This is a genomic window from Paenibacillus sp. 23TSA30-6 (assembly GCF_014858585.1).
GTDB lineage: Bacteria > Bacillota > Bacilli > Paenibacillales > Paenibacillaceae > Paenibacillus.
This window is the reverse complement of sequence record NZ_SLTL01000006.1, coordinates 173,782-190,999: the sequence shown is the minus strand read 5'-3', so window position 1 is coordinate 190,999 and position 17,218 is coordinate 173,782. Positions and strand designations below refer to the sequence as shown.

18 protein-coding genes and 1 pseudogene are annotated in these 17,218 nt (G+C 43.9%); 12 read left to right on the top strand and 7 right to left on the bottom strand.

Annotated features, from left to right (window positions below; translation table 11 throughout):
- Positions 1-46: 46 nt before the first annotated feature.
- The 3 genes from E0698_RS07740 (at position 47) to glnA (ending at position 3,243) form a co-directional block, all read left to right on the top strand.
- On the top strand, positions 47-1,300 hold the full coding sequence (locus tag E0698_RS07740) for a methionine gamma-lyase family protein (RefSeq protein WP_192511163.1): 1,254 nt from the start codon (positions 47-49) through the stop codon (positions 1,298-1,300).
- A gap of 83 nt (positions 1,301-1,383) precedes the next feature.
- A complete protein-coding gene (locus E0698_RS07735; RefSeq protein WP_007430683.1) occupies positions 1,384-1,797 on the top strand; it encodes a MerR family transcriptional regulator in 414 nt (137 codons plus the stop codon).
- 117 nt (positions 1,798-1,914) lie between these two features.
- Complete coding sequence (gene glnA, locus E0698_RS07730; RefSeq protein WP_134914736.1) at positions 1,915-3,243, top strand: type I glutamate--ammonia ligase; 1,329 nt, start codon at positions 1,915-1,917, stop codon at positions 3,241-3,243.
- Positions 3,244-3,983: 740 nt separating this feature from the next.
- Here the strand turns inward: glnA and E0698_RS07725 are convergent.
- Positions 3,984-4,862 carry a (Fe-S)-binding protein gene (locus E0698_RS07725; protein ID WP_192511162.1) on the bottom strand — a complete coding sequence of 293 codons (879 nt, stop codon included), beginning with the start codon at positions 4,860-4,862 and terminating at the stop codon, positions 3,984-3,986.
- Between the two features lie 263 nt (positions 4,863-5,125).
- A complete protein-coding gene (locus tag E0698_RS07720; protein ID WP_192511161.1) occupies positions 5,126-5,581 on the bottom strand; it encodes a MarR family winged helix-turn-helix transcriptional regulator in 456 nt (151 codons plus the stop codon).
- 303 nt (positions 5,582-5,884) lie between these two features.
- Here E0698_RS07720 and E0698_RS07715 point away from each other — a divergent pair, with 303 nt between their 5' ends.
- From E0698_RS07715 to E0698_RS07700, 4 genes are read left to right on the top strand one after another with little or no spacing between them, the layout of a single operon-like run.
- Positions 5,885-6,517: a hypothetical protein gene (locus E0698_RS07715; RefSeq protein WP_192511160.1), complete on the top strand. Its 633-nt coding sequence runs from the start codon at positions 5,885-5,887 to the stop codon at positions 6,515-6,517.
- A complete protein-coding gene (locus E0698_RS07710) occupies positions 6,495-7,025 on the top strand; it encodes an accessory gene regulator B family protein (protein ID WP_192511159.1) in 531 nt (176 codons plus the stop codon). The genes E0698_RS07715 and E0698_RS07710 overlap by 23 nt, the downstream gene beginning before the upstream one ends.
- Before the next feature lie 4 nt (positions 7,026-7,029).
- Positions 7,030-7,176 (top strand): AgrD family cyclic lactone autoinducer peptide, encoded by a 147-nt coding sequence (locus E0698_RS07705; RefSeq protein ID WP_192511158.1) that lies wholly within the window; start codon positions 7,030-7,032, stop codon positions 7,174-7,176.
- 7 nt (positions 7,177-7,183) lie between these two features.
- Positions 7,184-7,588 (top strand): LytTR family transcriptional regulator DNA-binding domain-containing protein, encoded by a 405-nt coding sequence (locus tag E0698_RS07700; protein WP_337916182.1) that lies wholly within the window; start codon positions 7,184-7,186, stop codon positions 7,586-7,588.
- A 656-nt stretch (positions 7,589-8,244) separates the two neighbouring features.
- On the opposite strand, the pseudogene E0698_RS26690 reads toward E0698_RS07700, so the two are convergent.
- From E0698_RS26690 to lexA, 4 genes and pseudogenes are all read right to left on the bottom strand, one after another.
- Positions 8,245-8,418 (bottom strand): annotated as a pseudogene (locus E0698_RS26690) (ran-binding protein 10); the annotation flags it as partial.
- Between the two features lie 271 nt (positions 8,419-8,689).
- A complete protein-coding gene (locus E0698_RS07695) occupies positions 8,690-8,866 on the bottom strand; it encodes a hypothetical protein (protein ID WP_162833922.1) in 177 nt (58 codons plus the stop codon).
- Between the two features lie 263 nt (positions 8,867-9,129).
- Positions 9,130-9,432, bottom strand: coding sequence for a hypothetical protein (locus tag E0698_RS07690; RefSeq protein WP_192511157.1), 303 nt, complete (start codon positions 9,430-9,432; stop codon positions 9,130-9,132).
- Positions 9,433-9,691: 259 nt separating this feature from the next.
- A complete protein-coding gene (lexA, locus tag E0698_RS07685) occupies positions 9,692-10,318 on the bottom strand; it encodes a transcriptional repressor LexA (protein ID WP_013310545.1) in 627 nt (208 codons plus the stop codon).
- 190 nt (positions 10,319-10,508) lie between these two features.
- On the opposite strand from lexA, the gene E0698_RS07680 reads away from it, so the two are divergent.
- The 4 genes from E0698_RS07680 (at position 10,509) to E0698_RS07665 (ending at position 12,813) form a co-directional block, all read left to right on the top strand.
- On the top strand, positions 10,509-10,877 hold the full coding sequence (locus tag E0698_RS07680; RefSeq protein WP_192511191.1) for a LysM peptidoglycan-binding domain-containing protein: 369 nt from the start codon (positions 10,509-10,511) through the stop codon (positions 10,875-10,877).
- Between the two features lie 107 nt (positions 10,878-10,984).
- Positions 10,985-11,191 (top strand): DUF896 domain-containing protein, encoded by a 207-nt coding sequence (locus tag E0698_RS07675; protein WP_044648282.1) that lies wholly within the window; start codon positions 10,985-10,987, stop codon positions 11,189-11,191.
- A 128-nt stretch (positions 11,192-11,319) separates the two neighbouring features.
- The gene (locus E0698_RS07670; protein WP_134914742.1) at positions 11,320-11,829 is read left to right on the top strand and encodes a hypothetical protein; all 510 of its coding nucleotides are present in this window, start codon (positions 11,320-11,322) and stop codon (positions 11,827-11,829) included.
- A 189-nt stretch (positions 11,830-12,018) separates the two neighbouring features.
- Positions 12,019-12,813, top strand: coding sequence for an HAD family hydrolase (locus tag E0698_RS07665; protein ID WP_189338293.1), 795 nt, complete (start codon positions 12,019-12,021; stop codon positions 12,811-12,813).
- 113 nt (positions 12,814-12,926) lie between these two features.
- Here E0698_RS07665 and E0698_RS07660 read toward each other — a convergent pair whose 3' ends face one another.
- On the bottom strand, positions 12,927-13,469 hold the full coding sequence (locus E0698_RS07660) for a 1,2-dihydroxy-3-keto-5-methylthiopentene dioxygenase (protein ID WP_025685280.1): 543 nt from the start codon (positions 13,467-13,469) through the stop codon (positions 12,927-12,929).
- A gap of 230 nt (positions 13,470-13,699) precedes the next feature.
- Here E0698_RS07660 and metH point away from each other — a divergent pair, with 230 nt between their 5' ends.
- Positions 13,700-17,140, top strand: coding sequence for a methionine synthase (metH, locus tag E0698_RS07655; RefSeq protein ID WP_192511156.1), 3,441 nt, complete (start codon positions 13,700-13,702; stop codon positions 17,138-17,140).
- Positions 17,141-17,218: the final 78 nt, after the last annotated feature.

The window sequence follows — 17,218 nt, the reverse complement described above, 5'->3', positions numbered from 1 at the left end:
CATCAATAGTCTAAGGCTGCGTAAGAGAGAGGGTTAGAAAGGTAAAATGGTAGTTTTTAGTCCAGAAATCCAACATATTCAGGAAACAGCAGAGTGTAAAATACAGGAACGGCTACAGCGTATAGATCATATTGTAGATGCAAATCAGTGGAAGGTTATTCAGGCATTTCAGCGGAAGCAAGTGAGCGATTTTCATTTTGCTGGGTCTACGGGATATGCGTACAATGACCGGGGGCGTGAGGTACTGGAAGAGGTCTACGCCGATGTGTTCGGTGCCGAGTCGGCACTGGTACGCCCGCATTTTGCCTCGGGAACGCATACGATTTCAATTGCTTTATTCGGCGTTCTGCGTCCGGGTGATGAACTGTTGTATATTACGGGGCAACCGTATGACACGCTTCACAAAGTGATTGGCAAGCCCGGCGACGGGACCGGGTCATTGCAGGATTTTGGCATTACTTATCGAGAAACTGCACTGACAGCCGAAGGTAAAGTAGATTGGACAGCGGTGGAAGCTGCAATCCATGCCAATACGAAGGTGATCGGTATCCAGCGTTCACGTGGCTATGATTGGAGAGCTTCCTTTAGTGTGGCAGATATCGAGGAAATGACAGCCCGTGTAAAGGCGATTAAACCTGACGTTATTGTCTTTGTGGATAATTGCTATGGTGAATTTACCGAAAAGCTGGAGCCTACTCAGGTCGATGTCGATTTGATGGCAGGTTCACTAATTAAAAATCCCGGCGGCGGCATTGCCGAAACGGGAGGATATATTTGCGGTAAACAAGAGTATGTGGAACTGGCGGCCTACCGCTTAACTGCGCCTGGAATCGGTGGAGAGGTAGGAGCTATGTTAGGTACTACGAGAGGCATCTTTCAGGGCTTATTCCTCGCCCCAACATTGGTTGGTCAAGCAGTTAAAGGAAGTATATTTGCGGCTGCGGTCTTTGAGGAAATGGGCTTTGAAACAAAACCTGCCTGGCATGAGGAGCGCACTGATTTGATTCAGGCCATTTCTTTTAGCGGACCTGAGCATTTAATTGCTTTTGTTCAAGGAATTCAGCGTGCCGCCGCCGTGGATAGCCATGTGGTACCGGAGCCGTGGGATATGCCGGGCTACGAGCATCCGGTTATTATGGCCGCAGGCACTTTTATACAAGGAGGAAGTCTGGAATTATCCGCAGATGCTCCGATTCGTGAACCCTATATTGGTTACATGCAAGGGGGCTTAACATACTCTCATGTGAAATATGGAGTGCTGATGGCCCTGCAAACGATGAAAGAACGTAAATTATTGTGAGTTTTTCTAACATATCATTGACACTTTGCATCAGCTAAATGTACAATAAGGTGAAGAATAGATCACTGGAAGGTTGATGACAAATGGGCGACGAAATTCGCAGAAACATGGCCTTATTTCCAATAGGTATTGTCATGAAGCTAACGGACTTGTCAGCACGTCAGATTCGTTATTATGAACAGCATAACTTGATAGTTCCTGCCCGTACGTCGGGTAACCAACGTCTTTTTTCTTTTAATGATGTAGAGCGTTTGCTTGAAATCAAGGCGTTGATTGAGAAGGGTGTTAACATTGCGGGAATTAAACAAGTCATGAATCCGGTCACCAAGGAATCGGAAGAAGCGACGGTTATTACTGCAGATACGGAAGTCAAACGCCGTGAAATGTCCGATACCCAACTTCACCGCTTGCTGAAACAACAGCTTGTGGCAGGTAAAAGACCAGGACAGGTATCCCTGATCCAAGGTGAATTATCACGTTTTTTCAATAAGAGATAATGTATAGCCTGCATTTTGGCATACTACCGTTTTACTTGAAGACTAGACCTCATTTATTTAAGACAATTACGGAACAGCTAATTTGTATATAGTCGCTACAGAAAGGGAGAGGTTAGTGTGAGTTATACCAGAGAAGATATTCTTCGGATTGCCGAAGAAGAAAATGTTCGTTTTATTCGTTTGCAGTTTACAGATTTGCTTGGTACGATCAAGAATGTAGAAATTCCGGTTAGCCAGTTGCCAAAAGCGCTGGATAACAAAATGATGTTTGACGGTTCTTCCATTGAAGGTTATGTGCGCATTGAAGAATCTGACATGTACTTATACCCGGATCTGGATACATGGGTAGTATTCCCTTGGGTAACCTCGGATCGTGTAGCTCGTTTGATCTGCGATATTTATAAGCCGGACGGAATCCCCTTTGCTGGAGACCCGCGCGGTATTTTGAAACGTGTACTTAAGGAAGCAGAAGAGATGGGCTATACTTCGATGAATGTCGGACCTGAGCCTGAATTCTTTCTGTTCAAAACCGATGAAAAAGGCGAACCGACTACAGAGTTGAATGACCAAGGTGGATATTTTGACTTGGCACCGATGGATCTGGGTGAAAACTGCCGTCGGGAAATTGTTCTTAAGCTTGAAGAGATGGGCTTTGAAATTGAAGCGTCCCATCATGAAGTTGCACCCGGTCAGCATGAGATTGACTTTAAATATGCAGATGCAGTCAAAGCTGCCGATCAGATCCAAACGTTCAAGCTCGTTGTTAAAACCATTGCACGTCAGCACGGTCTGCACGCCACCTTTATGCCAAAACCTTTGTTTGGCGTGAACGGCTCCGGTATGCACTGTAACCAATCGTTATTCAAGGAAAATGAAAACGTATTTTATGATGAATCAGACGAACTCGGATTGAGCCAGACAGCCCGCCATTATATGGCTGGTATTCTCAAGCATGCACGTGCGATGGCAGCAATCACGAATCCAACGGTGAATTCATACAAACGTCTTGTACCGGGTTATGAAGCTCCTTGTTATGTTGCCTGGTCTGCCAGTAATCGTAGTCCGATGATTCGAATTCCGGCATCTCGTGGTCTGAGTACCCGCGTCGAAGTTCGTAATCCTGACCCGGCTGCGAACCCTTATCTGGCACTGGCTGTGATGCTGAGAGCCGGTTTGGATGGCATCAAACGTCAAATGGCTTTGCCAGCTCCGATTGATCGTAACATCTATGTTATGTCTGAGGAAGAACGGATTGAAGAGGGTATTCCAAGCCTGCCTGCGGACTTGAAGGAAGCTCTGTCCGAGCTGATTCGAAGCGAAGTTATCTCGGATGCTTTGGGTGACCACGCGTTGGCTTACTTCTACGAGCTTAAGGAAATTGAATGGGATATGTATCGCACCCAAGTACATCAATGGGAACGTGATCAATATCTGACGCTTTACTAAAACATAGAATCCCTTGGCGCTCTAAGCGTTGAGGGATTTTTAATTTGGGGTAGGTAAAGAATTTTATTAAGTTGATTTATAATTGCCCCCAAATTGCCCCCAAAATTTTTATTATCGAAATAACTTTTCAGTAAAAGATTCATATTTCTCCATGTTATTCATCTCTATTTTTTTAGATATATTTGCATAGATGTCCGAAGTTATTTGAATGCTACCGTGACCCAAACGTTCCTGTACATATTTCATTTCTGCCCCAGCTTAGAGATGTAGTACTGCGTGGGTATGTCGAAGTGAATGGTAGGTAAGGGTGAAAGTCCTGTTGGGCGATGAGTTGTTAGTGGTTGTAGACTATGGAGGCACTGTAGAAAAGCTTTCACCAGAGTCAGTCAAAGTCAATGGAAAATATATATGAGGGGTTAGTTTGAATTTAGAGTAGATGTAAATGGCTCTGTTGGTTAACTGGTATGAGTTTTTTTGAGTAGGACAGGGTTCCCCTTACGTTGTTAATAAAGTAACAGGAGAGACGTCGAGTTCCAACAATTGCGGAATTGTCCAGCGAGTTGTCTGTTTGGGAGCAGGCCCACAATCAGAGTCAAAAGGGAGTCGTTTGGCAGTTTACTACCTCGACGCCCGCATCAAGTTAAAGCGTCTTTATCCACAATTTAAAGACTGATGGAATACTAGCATGATCTTTTTGTACTAAAAAACCTTGAGAATGGCGGTTCTCAAGGCTTCCATATTCACCGGGCGGTCCGCATCGGATTCCTGCTCTCGCAAGGCACCTTGGTCTGGCACAGTCCGCAGCCGGCACCCGATTTGGCCTCACCGCCGTTTAGCACCGCAAAGTCCCGCGATGCCTGGCCATACACAAATTTCATGCAGGCGATTTTGTCATGTCCGCCCTCCTTGCTGATGGCCTGAACAGGGCAGCGGGTAATGCATACGCCGCAGATGCCCTTGCTGCACAGCAGGCAGTTTCCGGTATGGCCTGTGGCTGAAGTTGCTCTGGTATCAGGCGGCACCTTGAGATCGGTCACCACGGACAGCAGGCGGATGGCAATTCCTTTTTCGGTGATGAATCCGTCATTGATACTGAAGGTGCCGAGACCCGCAGCATATGCAATGTGGCGCTCCGACCAGTTAGAGACCGGCCCTCCTGCGGCGCTATGGATGCTGTACCAATCCGTATCCAGCGGGGCAACCGCACGGTAACCAAGGCCTGTTAAGTATCCCGTCAAATGCTGCCTCGCAGACTGTACAAAATATTCATCGCCGAAGGTCCGCAGCAGCGCCCATTCCCTGGAGGCTCTATCTTTTTGCGCACGATTAGCCTTGCGGATCGTCTCGCTGATCGGCAGCACAACGCTGATAACGGTGCCTCCATCAAAACTTCCCATTCCAAATGAACGTTCAAATGCTTCCTGCGGCGTGGCGTGGTCGGGCCCCACCACTCTTTTGTACTCCTCAAACAAAGGATCATCGGCCTTGGCAAATTGAATAATCGGCTCCTCGTAATAAGGAATCTGCAGTTCTTCACATATATTGCCTTTGTCTTCGCTCACATAGGCCTTTATCTCGGCGGTGATGATTTCTCTCATATCCGGTACGGATTCAACCATCCTATCCACATCCCTCTCCGTGGTTTTTGTTCACAGCAAAGCTTCCTTTCAGAAGCCTTGTAGCGGGCTAACGTATATCACTGACCTCTTACTACAGCTGGCAGTATTTCTCCGATGACCGCCCGGCGATGCCCAAGTGCAATACGGTCGCTATCATAGCATTCCAAAGACATTTCTAGCCTTCATACGCGATAAACATTTCAATCTTTTTCGTGTATATGCACGAATTGAGCAAAACACCTCATGTATGAGAGGGCGGCTAATCACAAACCCAAATTTTCAATATTGGATAAGAGTGCGGTCAGTATCTGCAGTTCCCCGTTTCCCAATGACTCCTGCAAAAAATGCTGCGCCTCCTCCCAAAGCTCTGCTGTGTCGTTATATATCGTTCTTCCACTCTCCGTCAGAGTAAGGCAGCGGTTGCGACTGCCCTCAGCAGATGTATCCTCCACATACCCGCTATGCTCCAGCGCCTTCAAATTGCGCACAATCGTGGTTCGGTCGAGCCTCATCTCCAGTGCCAATTCACTTACACTTGCCGGTCCTAGCGCAGTTAAGTGCTTGAGCAGCGAGAATTGGCCAATATTGAGTCCGCTCGGGGCCAGATACTGGTCGTACAATCGCGTAACAGCCATCGAGGAACGGCGCAGATTGATGCAGGTACAGACTGAGGCTGATCGCTCCTGCGAAGATTTCTTATTCTTCCTTGTCGTTGTCATAGGTTCTCCTTACTTCGCGCTGTTTCGTGTATCTACACTATTTCAAAAATAATAGGTTTTGTCAGGGAGATTTGTCACAGCAGTCGCATTGAGGTCTCCGTGACCGTATTTAGCCCGATCAACGACATGGTGATGAACTTAGCTGGATTAAGCTGGAGAATATCGTTTCGGCAAATTAAAAATAATTACCTCACATAATACATAAATAATTCCAATTAAATTAGTAATTGGATTGCCTCTAACAAGTAACAACTATAGAATTAAAGGATATCTATTACCATTTACGTGAAGGGGATATGTGTTATGTGGGAGCCGATACGGTTCTTACTTTTTTCAACTATAGAAACGTTTGCGGCGTTTGTTTTAATGTTAACTATATTTAGACTTAGGGCTTTGGATTATATATGGCCTGCATTATTTATTGGATTGATCATGAATTTACAGAGTTTCATTCTGAGAGAAGAAACATCTTTATCTTTCTTTGCTCCAACCATAAACATTATATTGTTCATTTTTCTTATAACTACTGTTGTAAATATTCCAGTTATTTGGTCTGCTATAATTTCCATTACAGGCACATTTTTGTATACGTTATTCCAAGCGGTAATTATAGTGATGCTCTTTGGAACATTAACAACAGAAATGCAGACCTCAGCAGAGGGATCATTGGCGCAAGCAGTAACCAGTGCATGGGTACTCGCTATATCGTGGTTTTTATATAAATTCAACATTGGATTTGCAGCAGATTACGAGAATCTAAGGTTTAGATGGGAACATGTATTGGTTATTTTTTTAATCATCGGAGTATTAGCTGCCTGTACTTTTATGTTTTATTTTAATAACTTTCCATTAAGTATATTATTTATAGCATTGGCATCTGGAATGTTCCTGTATTATGCGTTAAAAACGGAGCGTGAGTATTATAAAAAGCCTTGATTCCATCGCCCTTGATATTGCCACACATATAAAAAATGTTGTGCCAGATCATCCATCCTCTATAAATGTTTTAAAGCACGGAATAGCCGTGGTGATTAATACAGCGTCAATCATTTTGTTAACAATTGGGATTTCGTTATTGACAGGGCAGGTGCAGGGAGCTATATTGGCAATGTTATCTTTTTCATTATTACGCCAAGTTGTAGGTGGGATACATTTAAAAAGTAGTATGGTGTGCATTATTGTATCTACAGTTTTACTTACCGCTTTATCCTTCGCAAATCTGAACCACAATTTAATTGTTGTTACGTCGATATTAAGTACTATACTAGTCTTGCTATATGGTCCGTCTCGGATAGAGGGGAAGACTCGTATACCAAAGCGGTACTACCCGTTGTTAAAAGCTTGTGGGGTTGCCTTGATCGCCCTTAATTTGTGGCTGGGTTTACCGGTAGTATCTGCTAGTTTTTTTGTTCAGAGCTTAACACTAATAAGGAGGAGGTTGTAAAGAAATGGAGAATCTTAAATTCAGAAAATTAAAGATTAGTATGTACTACAATGTTGCTGTTCTATTAACTACTCTCGCAGTTGCTTCTGTGAGTACAGCGAGTTTATCCTGGATTCATAATCCCGAGCCACCGGAAGAGTTGTTAAAATAAGTGGGGTGTGATTAAATTGTTAAACCTAACGGTAGCAACAGATCCCGAGGCTATTAGTGGTGGAGAAAACATACCAGTAAATAAGGTTCTCTATATATCTAGAGTTCGTAAGAGGAATCAAATCATGGTTCACACGTTCGATAAAATCTTCTATATGACAGGGACGCTAAAGTATTGGGAAACGTTCCTTAACAATAGCGGGTTTAAATTTTTGAATGTAGATAGAGGCAAAACGTTAAATGTGGAAAAAGTCAAAATTGTGAACGGTATTTTCAAAGACGCTTACTTCGAGAGTGAAATAGCTAAGCTGTCACAGCGATGCCCTATTGCTTATCATCGCTATAACGAAGTTATAAAGGAATTGGAGATTATGAACCCAAATATAATATTTACAGGAGCTGCTACTACATAGTGGCTTTTTTTGTCGGAAATAATTGTCTTATAATACCGAAATATGAAACACTTCAGCACCTGAATTTATGTTGTTAATGTCCCTGTTTTTTGGGATTTAGTATATATGAGAGGTTTGATGCCTAACTATAGAAAAGGAGATGTGAGATTTTCTCCCTCCGTTTGCCTAAGCAACAGTCAATCATGTAGATCTTCCATGTTGCCATTAGGTATTGGGGAAGCACTCATAGCATGCTCATAAAAAACATCTTTTTTCCAGCAATGATTTGGGAAATGAATGCAGCCATTTTTCACCCCATACCCAAATATACTTTTAAGGTTTGCATGGAGAGTATACAGGATATAGACTCGTCAGAAAACTACTTTTTAATGACACACTTGGGAGAGGTTTTTTATGGTAAGGTCATTAAACAAAGAAAACGACATGAACAAGTGTATCAATGGGAATGTGATCAATATCTGACGCTTTACTAAAACGTGAAAACCCTTGACGCTCTAAGCGTTGAGGGATTTTTAATTATGTGGGGAGCAGGGAGGGAAGTTAAGCAATATCATGAGGTTTGCCCCCAAATTGCCCCCACGAAACAATATTATTGCAGAGATTTTCGTGAGATTCGTATGGAGATGAATTCGATACCAGTGGGGTTCCTTTCGTATTTATCTGGATGAATATTCGCTTACTTCAAATGTTAAAATTCTGTTGAAAATGATAAAGTCCTTCCGGCTGCTAAAGGGTCCTTTATTATTGACATGCTTGTCAATGGCATAAGATGCTGTGCCTGACCCGGCCTGTTTTGCTTCGTACCAAGAGATGAATGAGTTAACCTTTGCAGGAGAAACACATTGATCGTATTGTGGGATGGTGTATACCGTGGCGCAAAAAAAAGCGGGAAGAAATCCTTCCCGCTTAAGAATGATCTTTAACGTCTGCGTTGTCTATCATTTACGCTAAACAGATTAACAGCCAGTGCATTACCTCTAGCGCGCGCAAAGGCTCTTTGATTTGAACGGATCGATAATCCTCTTCTTCTCACATGACGTTTGAAATGTTTTTTACACATGATATCACCTCCCTTCACAGGAAAAGAAGGTACGATGAATCTTAGAAGCGTTTATGATTCCGCTTACGGTTGCGCTTGGAAATTTTGATGTTCAATGCATTGGTGGCTAGTGCGTTACCGCTTCTTGTTTCGGCAGCAGCGGCTTGAAAGACTTTTACGACCAGAAATTTGTTCTTACCAATACGATGCTTATACGTTTTGACTCTATTTTTGATCATCTGCATATCTCCTTTGCTAAGGTCTACTTTATTCATATGTCAGTAGCACTAACAATGTATCAGCATAAATCTATTAAAACCAAAAAGAAGCTATTACCTATGACCCTGTTATTCAGAAACTAATAAAGTATAAAGGTAAGGAATGCAAAAAAACTCGTGCTTACCTGCCTTATCCTTACCAACTTTACGTTGTAGGAAAAGTTACAGCAGATCAGCACGAGCAAAATGATAAAAAGTGAAGATAACAAACGGGGAGAAGTATATTACTTACTATAAAGGGCTTTAAGTTTTTTCTGGTAATATGTTTCCTGCTCAAGAATGTGATTCATTTGTTCAGAAAGCTCTTTATATTTTGGACTGTCCTCTGGGTAGTTATTTCTTTCGGAAAGTACAGCTTCAAGTTGCTTTCCCAATGATTTAAAATGGATAATTATTTGTATGTAATGAATGCGATCAAAGGTTGTTCTGGTTGAATTCTCCTCAGCATACACATAATCCATTGTTGGAGCTGTAAAACCTATTACGATAAAAGTCACAATAAACACTGAAATTATAATTTTTTTCATTTAATTCTCCTTAATAAAACTATAAATATTAATATACCATATTTATCTAAAATAATTACAAAGTTATTTTTGATCCGCCAATAAGCAGAACAGTAATTGCAGATTGCAGATATATACCGATTAATCCATGGGCTATCAAAAGGGAAAAGGATAGTAGTGAGGTTAGATTCTATGTACATAAGATCAATACAAAACCGGCTTGCTATGGGCAGCCGGTTTTGTTGTAGCGAAAAGAATAACGAGGCTGAAAAATGAAAAATCAGTGGAAGTCCCGGAAGAGTCCTACAACCTTGCCCAAAATACTGACGTGCGTCAGACGAAGCGGTTCAAAGGCCGGATTTTCCGGCTGAAGTCGGATATGATCTTTTTCCTTGTAAAAAGTTTTAACAGTAGCTTCGTCCTCGTCCGTCATGGCGACGACAATGTCGCCGTTATCGGCTGTCTGCTGCTGACGTACAATGACATAGTCTCCGTTGGCAATACCAGCCTCAATCATGCTTTCTCCTACAACAGATAACATGAATATTTTATCCTCACCAACAAAATGTTGGGGAAGAGGAAAGTAATCTTCAATATTTTCTGTTGCTGTAATAGGCAGACCGGCTGTTACTTTGCCGACGACCGGAACACGACTAATAGAGTAATTAATCAAGTTGCTGTTATCCGATTCGTCTTGGCCGAGTAACTCGATAGCCCGTGGTTTCGTTGGATCACGACGAATCAGTCCCTTTTTCTCCAGACGATCCAAATGACCGTGAACCGTAGAACTGGAGGCCAATCCGACAGCCTCACCTATTTCGCGTACAGAAGGGGGATAACCCTTTAGACGCACTTCATTTCGGATAAATTCAAGAATGGCCTGCTGGCGGCTTGAAATCTTAGACATACCGTATCAACCCCATTTAGTAACGTTTGGGAAAATTATAGCATAGAACCTCCGTTCGTACAAACATAAGTTCTAAATAATCCCTAAAAATAATTACGAACTTTTGTTCTCTTTTCTATTGAACAAAACAAATGTTCGTGTTATATTGTGAAAAAACATAAGAACAAACGTTTGGAGGACGCAGCCAATGATGAAATATAGCACATATCAAAGTGTTTTTCCAATGAATTTAGAAAAGATGCAAAATGTCCGGAATGAGAGAAGGGCGCAGCTTGTACGGACCATTTCCAACAGTCTCCTGTCCAAACTTCTTATTCTGGTTATCGTTGCCTGGATTGCGGGTGCAGGTGTACTGACGGTATTCGCGGCTCCTTCTGTTTCGAATGAAGAGGTGGCCAAACTTATTGTACAACATGGGGATACATTGTGGCAGATTGCCTCCAATCATAAACCGGAACGAATGGATACACGGGTATATATAGAAGGAATTGTTCGGATTAACGGACTGGAAGATCGGGGAGTGCAGGCGGGCCAGGTTTTAAAGCTTCCGCATTTCTGATCTGTCACGATTAGAGCTTGTCAGGGAACGTAATGAGGGAACCTTGACAAGCTCTTTTCTACATGTCAAAGTGTATTATATCTTTGCTTATATGGAGGGGACAGAATTTGGATATAGACAGCTTGGTACAGCGCATCAATGAATTGGCTCGCAAAGCAAAAGCCGAAGGATTGACGGAAGAGGAAACAACAGAGCGCGCCAATCTTCGGGAAATTTATTTGGATAACATTCGCCGTAATTTCCGGCAGCAACTTGATACGATTGAAATTGTGGACGAAGATACATCGAAGGGAAATGGTGGGCTGACGCATTAATGTTGCTGAAGCGGCTTAGCCCACGTAATTTGCTTTTCGTTTTTTTAGGTATCTATTTTTGGTATCTATATAGATTAGGATTGGTGGCAATTGTTTTTACGCAATATATTTGGGAAGGGAATTGAGAGATGGCCCGGTCATTTGAAAGAAAAGTTCGCAAAAACACAGCGCATTTGAATAAATCGCGTAAAAAGCAAGGTATTCAAACCATTAGTGGTGCCGGTTCTGCAATGGATATTTTCCGTGGACGTAATTTTACCGTGCCAATCATGCTGGCTGGACTTGCAGTTTTGTACATGCTCATGAGTTATTTTTTGACTAAGACTGGCATGCGGGGAATGGACTGGCTTGTATTCGGTTTGTATTTGATGCTGGCTGTTATCTTTTTCATCCGTCGTCCTTATTTGAAGGTTGGAAAGAGCACGCTGTATATGCTGAAGGGTGGCAGAGAGCGTCCAATGACAGCAGAGGATATGAAAGCCATCAAGATTGAAAAGGGTTACGTAACGGTTGAAAGAAAAGGTAAAGGTGGCAATTTTATTTTCACAAAATCACTGGGCCGTTATGATACGGATGCCATTGCAGAGCGGCTTGAGAAGTTTGCGCTATCTAATCAGGTTCAAATAGACAAAAAATAACGACTTCTTTGGTACGAATCGTTTAAATTGTCTGTGGGCTGTAGCCTCTGTAAATAAGGTCGCATGATGTTATCTCATATAACACATCGCGGCCTCTTGCTTAATATGGGCATAACGATTGGAATGCTTGTAGACGCGACAAGGCAGAACAAGCGTACATATAAAGTGGAAAGAGAGTGGATAATTCAGATGACGATTCAGGCGGTAATGTTCGATCTTGATGATACACTTCTGTGGGATGAGCGCAGCGTAGAAGAGGCATTTGACGCGGCGTGCCAGACAGGTTCCCAGGAAGCAGGCGTTGATCCGAAGGCTTTGGAAGAAGCAGTCCGCAAGGAAGCGCGTGCTCTGTATGAGTCTTATGAAACCTTTAGTTTTACTCAATTGATTGGTATTAATCCGTTTGAAGGATTGTGGGCGAATTTTACGGCAGGAGAGCAGCCTGAGTTCCGGCAATTGGAACAGTTGGCCCCTGCTTATCGAAAGGAATCTTGGCGTAGAGGTCTTCAAAAGCTGGGGATTGATAATGAAGAGTTGGCGCAAAAGCTGGCAACCCAATTTGCCTTGGAAAGACGCTCCCGCCCCCATGTTTATGAAGAAACATTTGAGATTCTGGAGCAGCTAAAAGGGCAGTATAAGCTGCTTTTGTTGACAAACGGTTCCCCTGATCTACAACAGGAAAAGCTGGATGGGGTTCCGCAGCTAGCCCCATTCTTTGATCACGTTGTTATTTCAGGTTCGTTTGGTAAAGGAAAGCCTGATCCGTCTATTTTCCAGCATGCTTTGGGACTTCTCGGTATTGAGCCTGAACATGCTTTAATGGTGGGGGATAAGCTGACGACTGATATTCAAGGGGCTCTGACGGCAGGTGTGCACTCCGTGTGGGTGAACCGAAACGCCAAAACCAATACTACAGAAATCAAGCCAAAGTTCGAAATTAAGCATCTGTCCGAATTGGATGGGATTATTCAATCGTTTAAGTAAGTGCTTTTCGGCTCTTATTTATAGTAACAAGTTAAAAAAACTCCCTCCGCTCAGGTGTCTCAGAGCAGAGGGAGTTGCTTTATCCACATTAGGATGAATTCGCTATTATAGTATTATGCCTTAATAAACGATGAATCTTCAAACGGCTCGGCAATCCAGCCATTTTCTTCGATGAACAAACGTACTGCGACGATCTTCTGATTTTCCATTAAGGTGAAGAAGTGAGGAATATTTTCTGGTACCGAAATAACGTCACCAGGTGAAAGCTCAACATTAAAATATCCGATTTCTTCAGGACCTTTAATGATGAAAATGCCTTTGCCTGCCACAATAGCACGAATTTCATCTTCAGTATGCGTATGAATTTGCTCAAACTTGGCAAGCAGCTCATCCAGATTCGGTGTTGCTTCGGACAGGGTGATAACATCCCATATTTTATACCCGCGACGGGCGGCTAAATCCTTGATTTCGGGTTCAAAAGTGCTTAGAACAGCCGCTTTTTGCTCATCCGTCAGGATAAAGTTTTCTTGCAGCTCCCCGGCCAGCTTGGAAGCATCCCAATGCTCGTACAATACCTCTTGGCTCTCCAAAAATTCACGTACCTTGTCTTCATCGCTAATTCGTACATTCGTATTGCGTATTAGGATTTCAGCCATCGGTTATCCCTCTTTTCCACTTGGTTTAATGTTGTATACAGGATACCATGTCTTGAATCGTTGTACAATATTGGTTTGTAACAATTTATACTACAAACTGTAAAAATGAATATCGAGAGTGGCTTTTGTACGGAAGAAGCCGTATAAAACGTATGATTTTACTTCAATCTATCTAAATGATACGGTTTCTGCTAAACTAGGATTTAACGTTTTGCGGGGGTGAAGAGATTTTGGATAAAGTTAGCTTACAGGATGCATTACAACGAAGAATACTCATTCTTGATGGGGCCATGGGCACCATGATCCAGCAAGAGGATCTTTCCCCCGACGATTTTGGTGGGGAAGAGCTGGAGGGCTGCAACGAGATGTTGGTCTTGACCAGACCGGATGTCATTCAAGGGATACATGAAGCATACTTGGAGGCCGGATCAGACCTGATTGAAACGAATACTTTTGGAGCGACATCCGTTGTTTTGGCGGATTACGATATACCGGAGCGTGCCCGTGAGATTAATCTCGTTGCAGCTAGATTGGCGCGTAACGCGGTGGATAAGTACAGCACACCGGACAAGCCTCGTTTTGTTGTAGGAGCCATGGGACCGACGACGAAAACATTATCCGTGACAGGTGGTGTTACGTTTGCGGAGCTGATCGAGAGCTATGAAGAGCAAGCCTTGGCGCTAATTGAAGGCGGCGTGGATGCCCTGCTTTTGGAGACGTCGCAGGATACGCTTAACGTCAAAGCCGGAAGTATTGGAATTCGGCAGGCTTTTGAGAAGACGGATATGGAGCTTCCCATAATGATTTCGGGAACGATTGAACCGATGGGAACGACGTTGGCAGGGCAAAATATCGAATCCTTCTGCATTTCGCTGGAACACTTGCACCCGGTGTCGATCGGGCTGAATTGTGCTACAGGACCGGAGTTTATGCGGGATCACATTCGCTCTCTCTCCGATATGTCCTCAGCAGCAATTAGCTGTTATCCGAATGCAGGTTTGCCTGATGAAAACGGTCAATATCATGAATCGCCTGATTCATTGGCCCGTAAAATGGCCGCTTTCGCCGAAAAAGGCTGGCTGAATATTGCAGGAGGTTGCTGTGGTACCACGCCTGAGCATATTCGGGTTATGAGTGAACGTATGGCGCAGTTTGAGCCGCGCCCGCTGGCAGGTCATCACCCACCGGCTGTATCGGGTATTGAGCCTGTCTATATTGAACAGGAAAATCGTCCCTATATGGTTGGTGAACGAACAAATGTTCTCGGCTCCCGCAAATTCAAGCGTTTGATCGTGGAAGGCAAATATGAAGAGGCATCTGAAATTGCCCGCGCTCAGGTAAAGAGCGGAGCGCACGTCATAGATATTTGTGTACAGGACCCGGACCGCGATGAAATGACGGATATGGAAGCCTTTTTGAAGCTGGTCGTGAATAAGGTAAAGGTTCCTCTTGTAATTGATACCACGGATATTCAGGTCATTGATACCGCCTTGCAATATTCGCAAGGAAAGGCGATCATTAACTCCATTAATTTGGAGGATGGCGAAGAGAAATTCGAGAAAATGGCAGCTCTTATTCATAAATACGGCGCGGCTGTTGTTGTTGGAACCATTGATGAACGTGGTCAGGCTATTTCACGTGAGGATAAGCTTGAAGTGGCAAAACGTTCTTATGATCTACTGGTGAACCGTTACGGTCTGGCACCCGAGGATCTTATTTTTGATACACTCGTATTTCCCGTCGGAACAGGTGATGAGCAGTACATCGGTTCGGCCAAGGAAACGATTGAGGGGATTCGGATTATTAAAGAGGCACTTCCAGGGGTTCACACCATTCTGGGTATCAGTAACGTGTCCTTTGGCTTACCGGAGGCGGGGCGTGAAGTGCTCAATTCCGTCTATTTGTACGAGTGTACCAAAGCAGGCTTGGACTACGCGATTGTAAATACGGAGAAGCTCGAACGTTATGCTTCGATACCCGAGCATGAACGGAAGCTCGCCGAAGACCTGATTTATAAAACGAACGATGAAACTTTAGCCGCTTTTGTGGCTGCTTTCCGTAATAAGAAAGTGGAGAAGAAGGAGAAGGTGTCCAATCTGTCGCTCGAAGAGCGGCTGGCTTCCTATGTAGTAGAAGGCAGTAAGGAGGGACTGATTCCGGATCTGGAGCAAGCGCTCGCCAAGTATTCTTCGCTGGAGATTATTAATGGGCCACTGATGAAGGGTATGGAAGAGGTAGGCCGTCTGTTTAACAATAATGAATTGATCGTTGCAGAGGTGCTGCAAAGCGCTGAAGTCATGAAGGCGTCGGTAGCTTACCTGGAGCCGTATATGGAGAAAAATGAATCCTCGGTAAAAGGTAAGATTTTGCTAGCTACGGTCAAAGGCGATGTGCATGACATCGGTAAAAACCTGGTGGAGATAATTCTATCCAACAATGGTTACCATATTGTAAATCTGGGTATAAAAGTACCACCAGAACGCATTATTGAGGCTTACCGTGAAGAAAAGGCCGACGCGATTGGCTTATCCGGTTTGCTTGTTAAATCGGCTCAACAGATGGTGTTGACTGCACAAGATTTGAAAAATGCGAATATTGATATCCCGATTATGGTTGGCGGAGCTGCTTTGACGCGTAAGTTTACCAAAAACCGTATCCGTCCAGAGTATGACGGACTGGTCGTCTATGCCAAGGATGCTATGGATGGTCTGGATATCGCGAACAAGCTGATGAATCCTGAGTCCCGTAAGAAAATGGCTGAGGACATGGAGGCCGAGCGAGAGGCGGAAGCTGCGACGATCGTGGAAACTAAGCAGTTGCCTAAGCTAACCCGGGCGGTTCGCTCTAACATTGCTCAGGATTTACCTGTTTATTTGCCGCCGGATACGGATCGTCACGTACTGCGCAACTATCCGCTCAATTATATTTTGCCTTATGTGAATATGCAGATGCTGATGGGGCATCATCTTGGTTTAAGAGGAAATGTAGAGCAGTTGCTGGCTTCGGGGAATCCGAAAGCGACTCAGTTGAAGGAAACCGTAGACAGCATCATGTTTGAAGCCGTTACAGACGGGATTATTCAGGCACATGCCATGTATCGTTTTTTCCCTGCACAGTCCCAAGGAGATCAGATTTTGGTCTATGATCCAGCGGATACGAGCAAGGTACTGCACACCTTTACGTTTCCACGCCAACAGGTAGAACCTTATCTGTGTCTGGCTGACTTTTTGAAGTCGGTGGAATCCGGAGTTATGGATTATGTAGGTTTCATGGTCGTTACGGCGGGTCATGGTATTCAGCAGCTTTCCACGCAATGGAAAGAAAAAGGCGATTACTTGCGTTCTCATGCGCTTCAGGCAGTTGCTCTGGAAGTGGCAGAGGGGTTGGCCGAGCGGCTTCATCATATTATTAGGGACAGTTGGGGCTTCCCGGACCCTGCCGATATGACAATGAAACAGCGGCATGGTGCCAGATATCAGGGCATACGGGTATCCTTTGGTTATCCGGCTTGTCCTGATCTGGAGGATCAGGGGCCGTTGTTCCAACTGTTGAAACCTGAGGATATTGGCGTTGAACTGACAGAAGGGTTTATGATGGAACCGGAGGCTTCAGTATCAGCCATGGTGTTCAGCCACCCTCAGGCGCAGTATTTTAACGTCGAAAAGGTATAACACCTTTATCAGATGGGATAGCAAAGACCCTCCGAGCTTCGGAGGTTTTTTGCTGGTCAGCAGGAAGAAGGTTAAAGT

Excerpts from the sequence above, each read along its gene's own strand:
- E0698_RS07740 (WP_192511163.1), top strand. The coding sequence starts at position 47 with ATGGTAGTTTTTAGTCCAGAAATCCAACATATTCAGGAAACAGCAGAG.
- E0698_RS07735 (WP_007430683.1), top strand. The coding sequence starts at position 1,384 with ATGGGCGACGAAATTCGCAGAAACATGGCCTTATTTCCAATAGGTATT.
- E0698_RS07725 (WP_192511162.1), bottom strand. The coding sequence starts at position 4,862 with ATGGTTGAATCCGTACCGGATATGAGAGAAATCATCACCGCCGAGATA.
- E0698_RS07720 (WP_192511161.1), bottom strand. The coding sequence starts at position 5,581 with ATGACAACGACAAGGAAGAATAAGAAATCTTCGCAGGAGCGATCAGCC.
- E0698_RS07715 (WP_192511160.1), top strand. The coding sequence starts at position 5,885 with ATGTGGGAGCCGATACGGTTCTTACTTTTTTCAACTATAGAAACGTTT.
- E0698_RS07705 (WP_192511158.1), top strand. The coding sequence starts at position 7,030 with ATGGAGAATCTTAAATTCAGAAAATTAAAGATTAGTATGTACTACAAT.
- E0698_RS07695 (WP_162833922.1), bottom strand. The coding sequence starts at position 8,866 with ATGATCAAAAATAGAGTCAAAACGTATAAGCATCGTATTGGTAAGAAC.
- E0698_RS07690 (WP_192511157.1), bottom strand. The coding sequence starts at position 9,432 with ATGAAAAAAATTATAATTTCAGTGTTTATTGTGACTTTTATCGTAATA.
- lexA (WP_013310545.1), bottom strand. The coding sequence starts at position 10,318 with ATGTCTAAGATTTCAAGCCGCCAGCAGGCCATTCTTGAATTTATCCGA.
- E0698_RS07680 (WP_192511191.1), top strand. The coding sequence starts at position 10,509 with ATGAAATATAGCACATATCAAAGTGTTTTTCCAATGAATTTAGAAAAG.
- E0698_RS07670 (WP_134914742.1), top strand. The coding sequence starts at position 11,320 with ATGGCCCGGTCATTTGAAAGAAAAGTTCGCAAAAACACAGCGCATTTG.
- E0698_RS07665 (WP_189338293.1), top strand. The coding sequence starts at position 12,019 with ATGACGATTCAGGCGGTAATGTTCGATCTTGATGATACACTTCTGTGG.
- E0698_RS07660 (WP_025685280.1), bottom strand. The coding sequence starts at position 13,469 with ATGGCTGAAATCCTAATACGCAATACGAATGTACGAATTAGCGATGAA.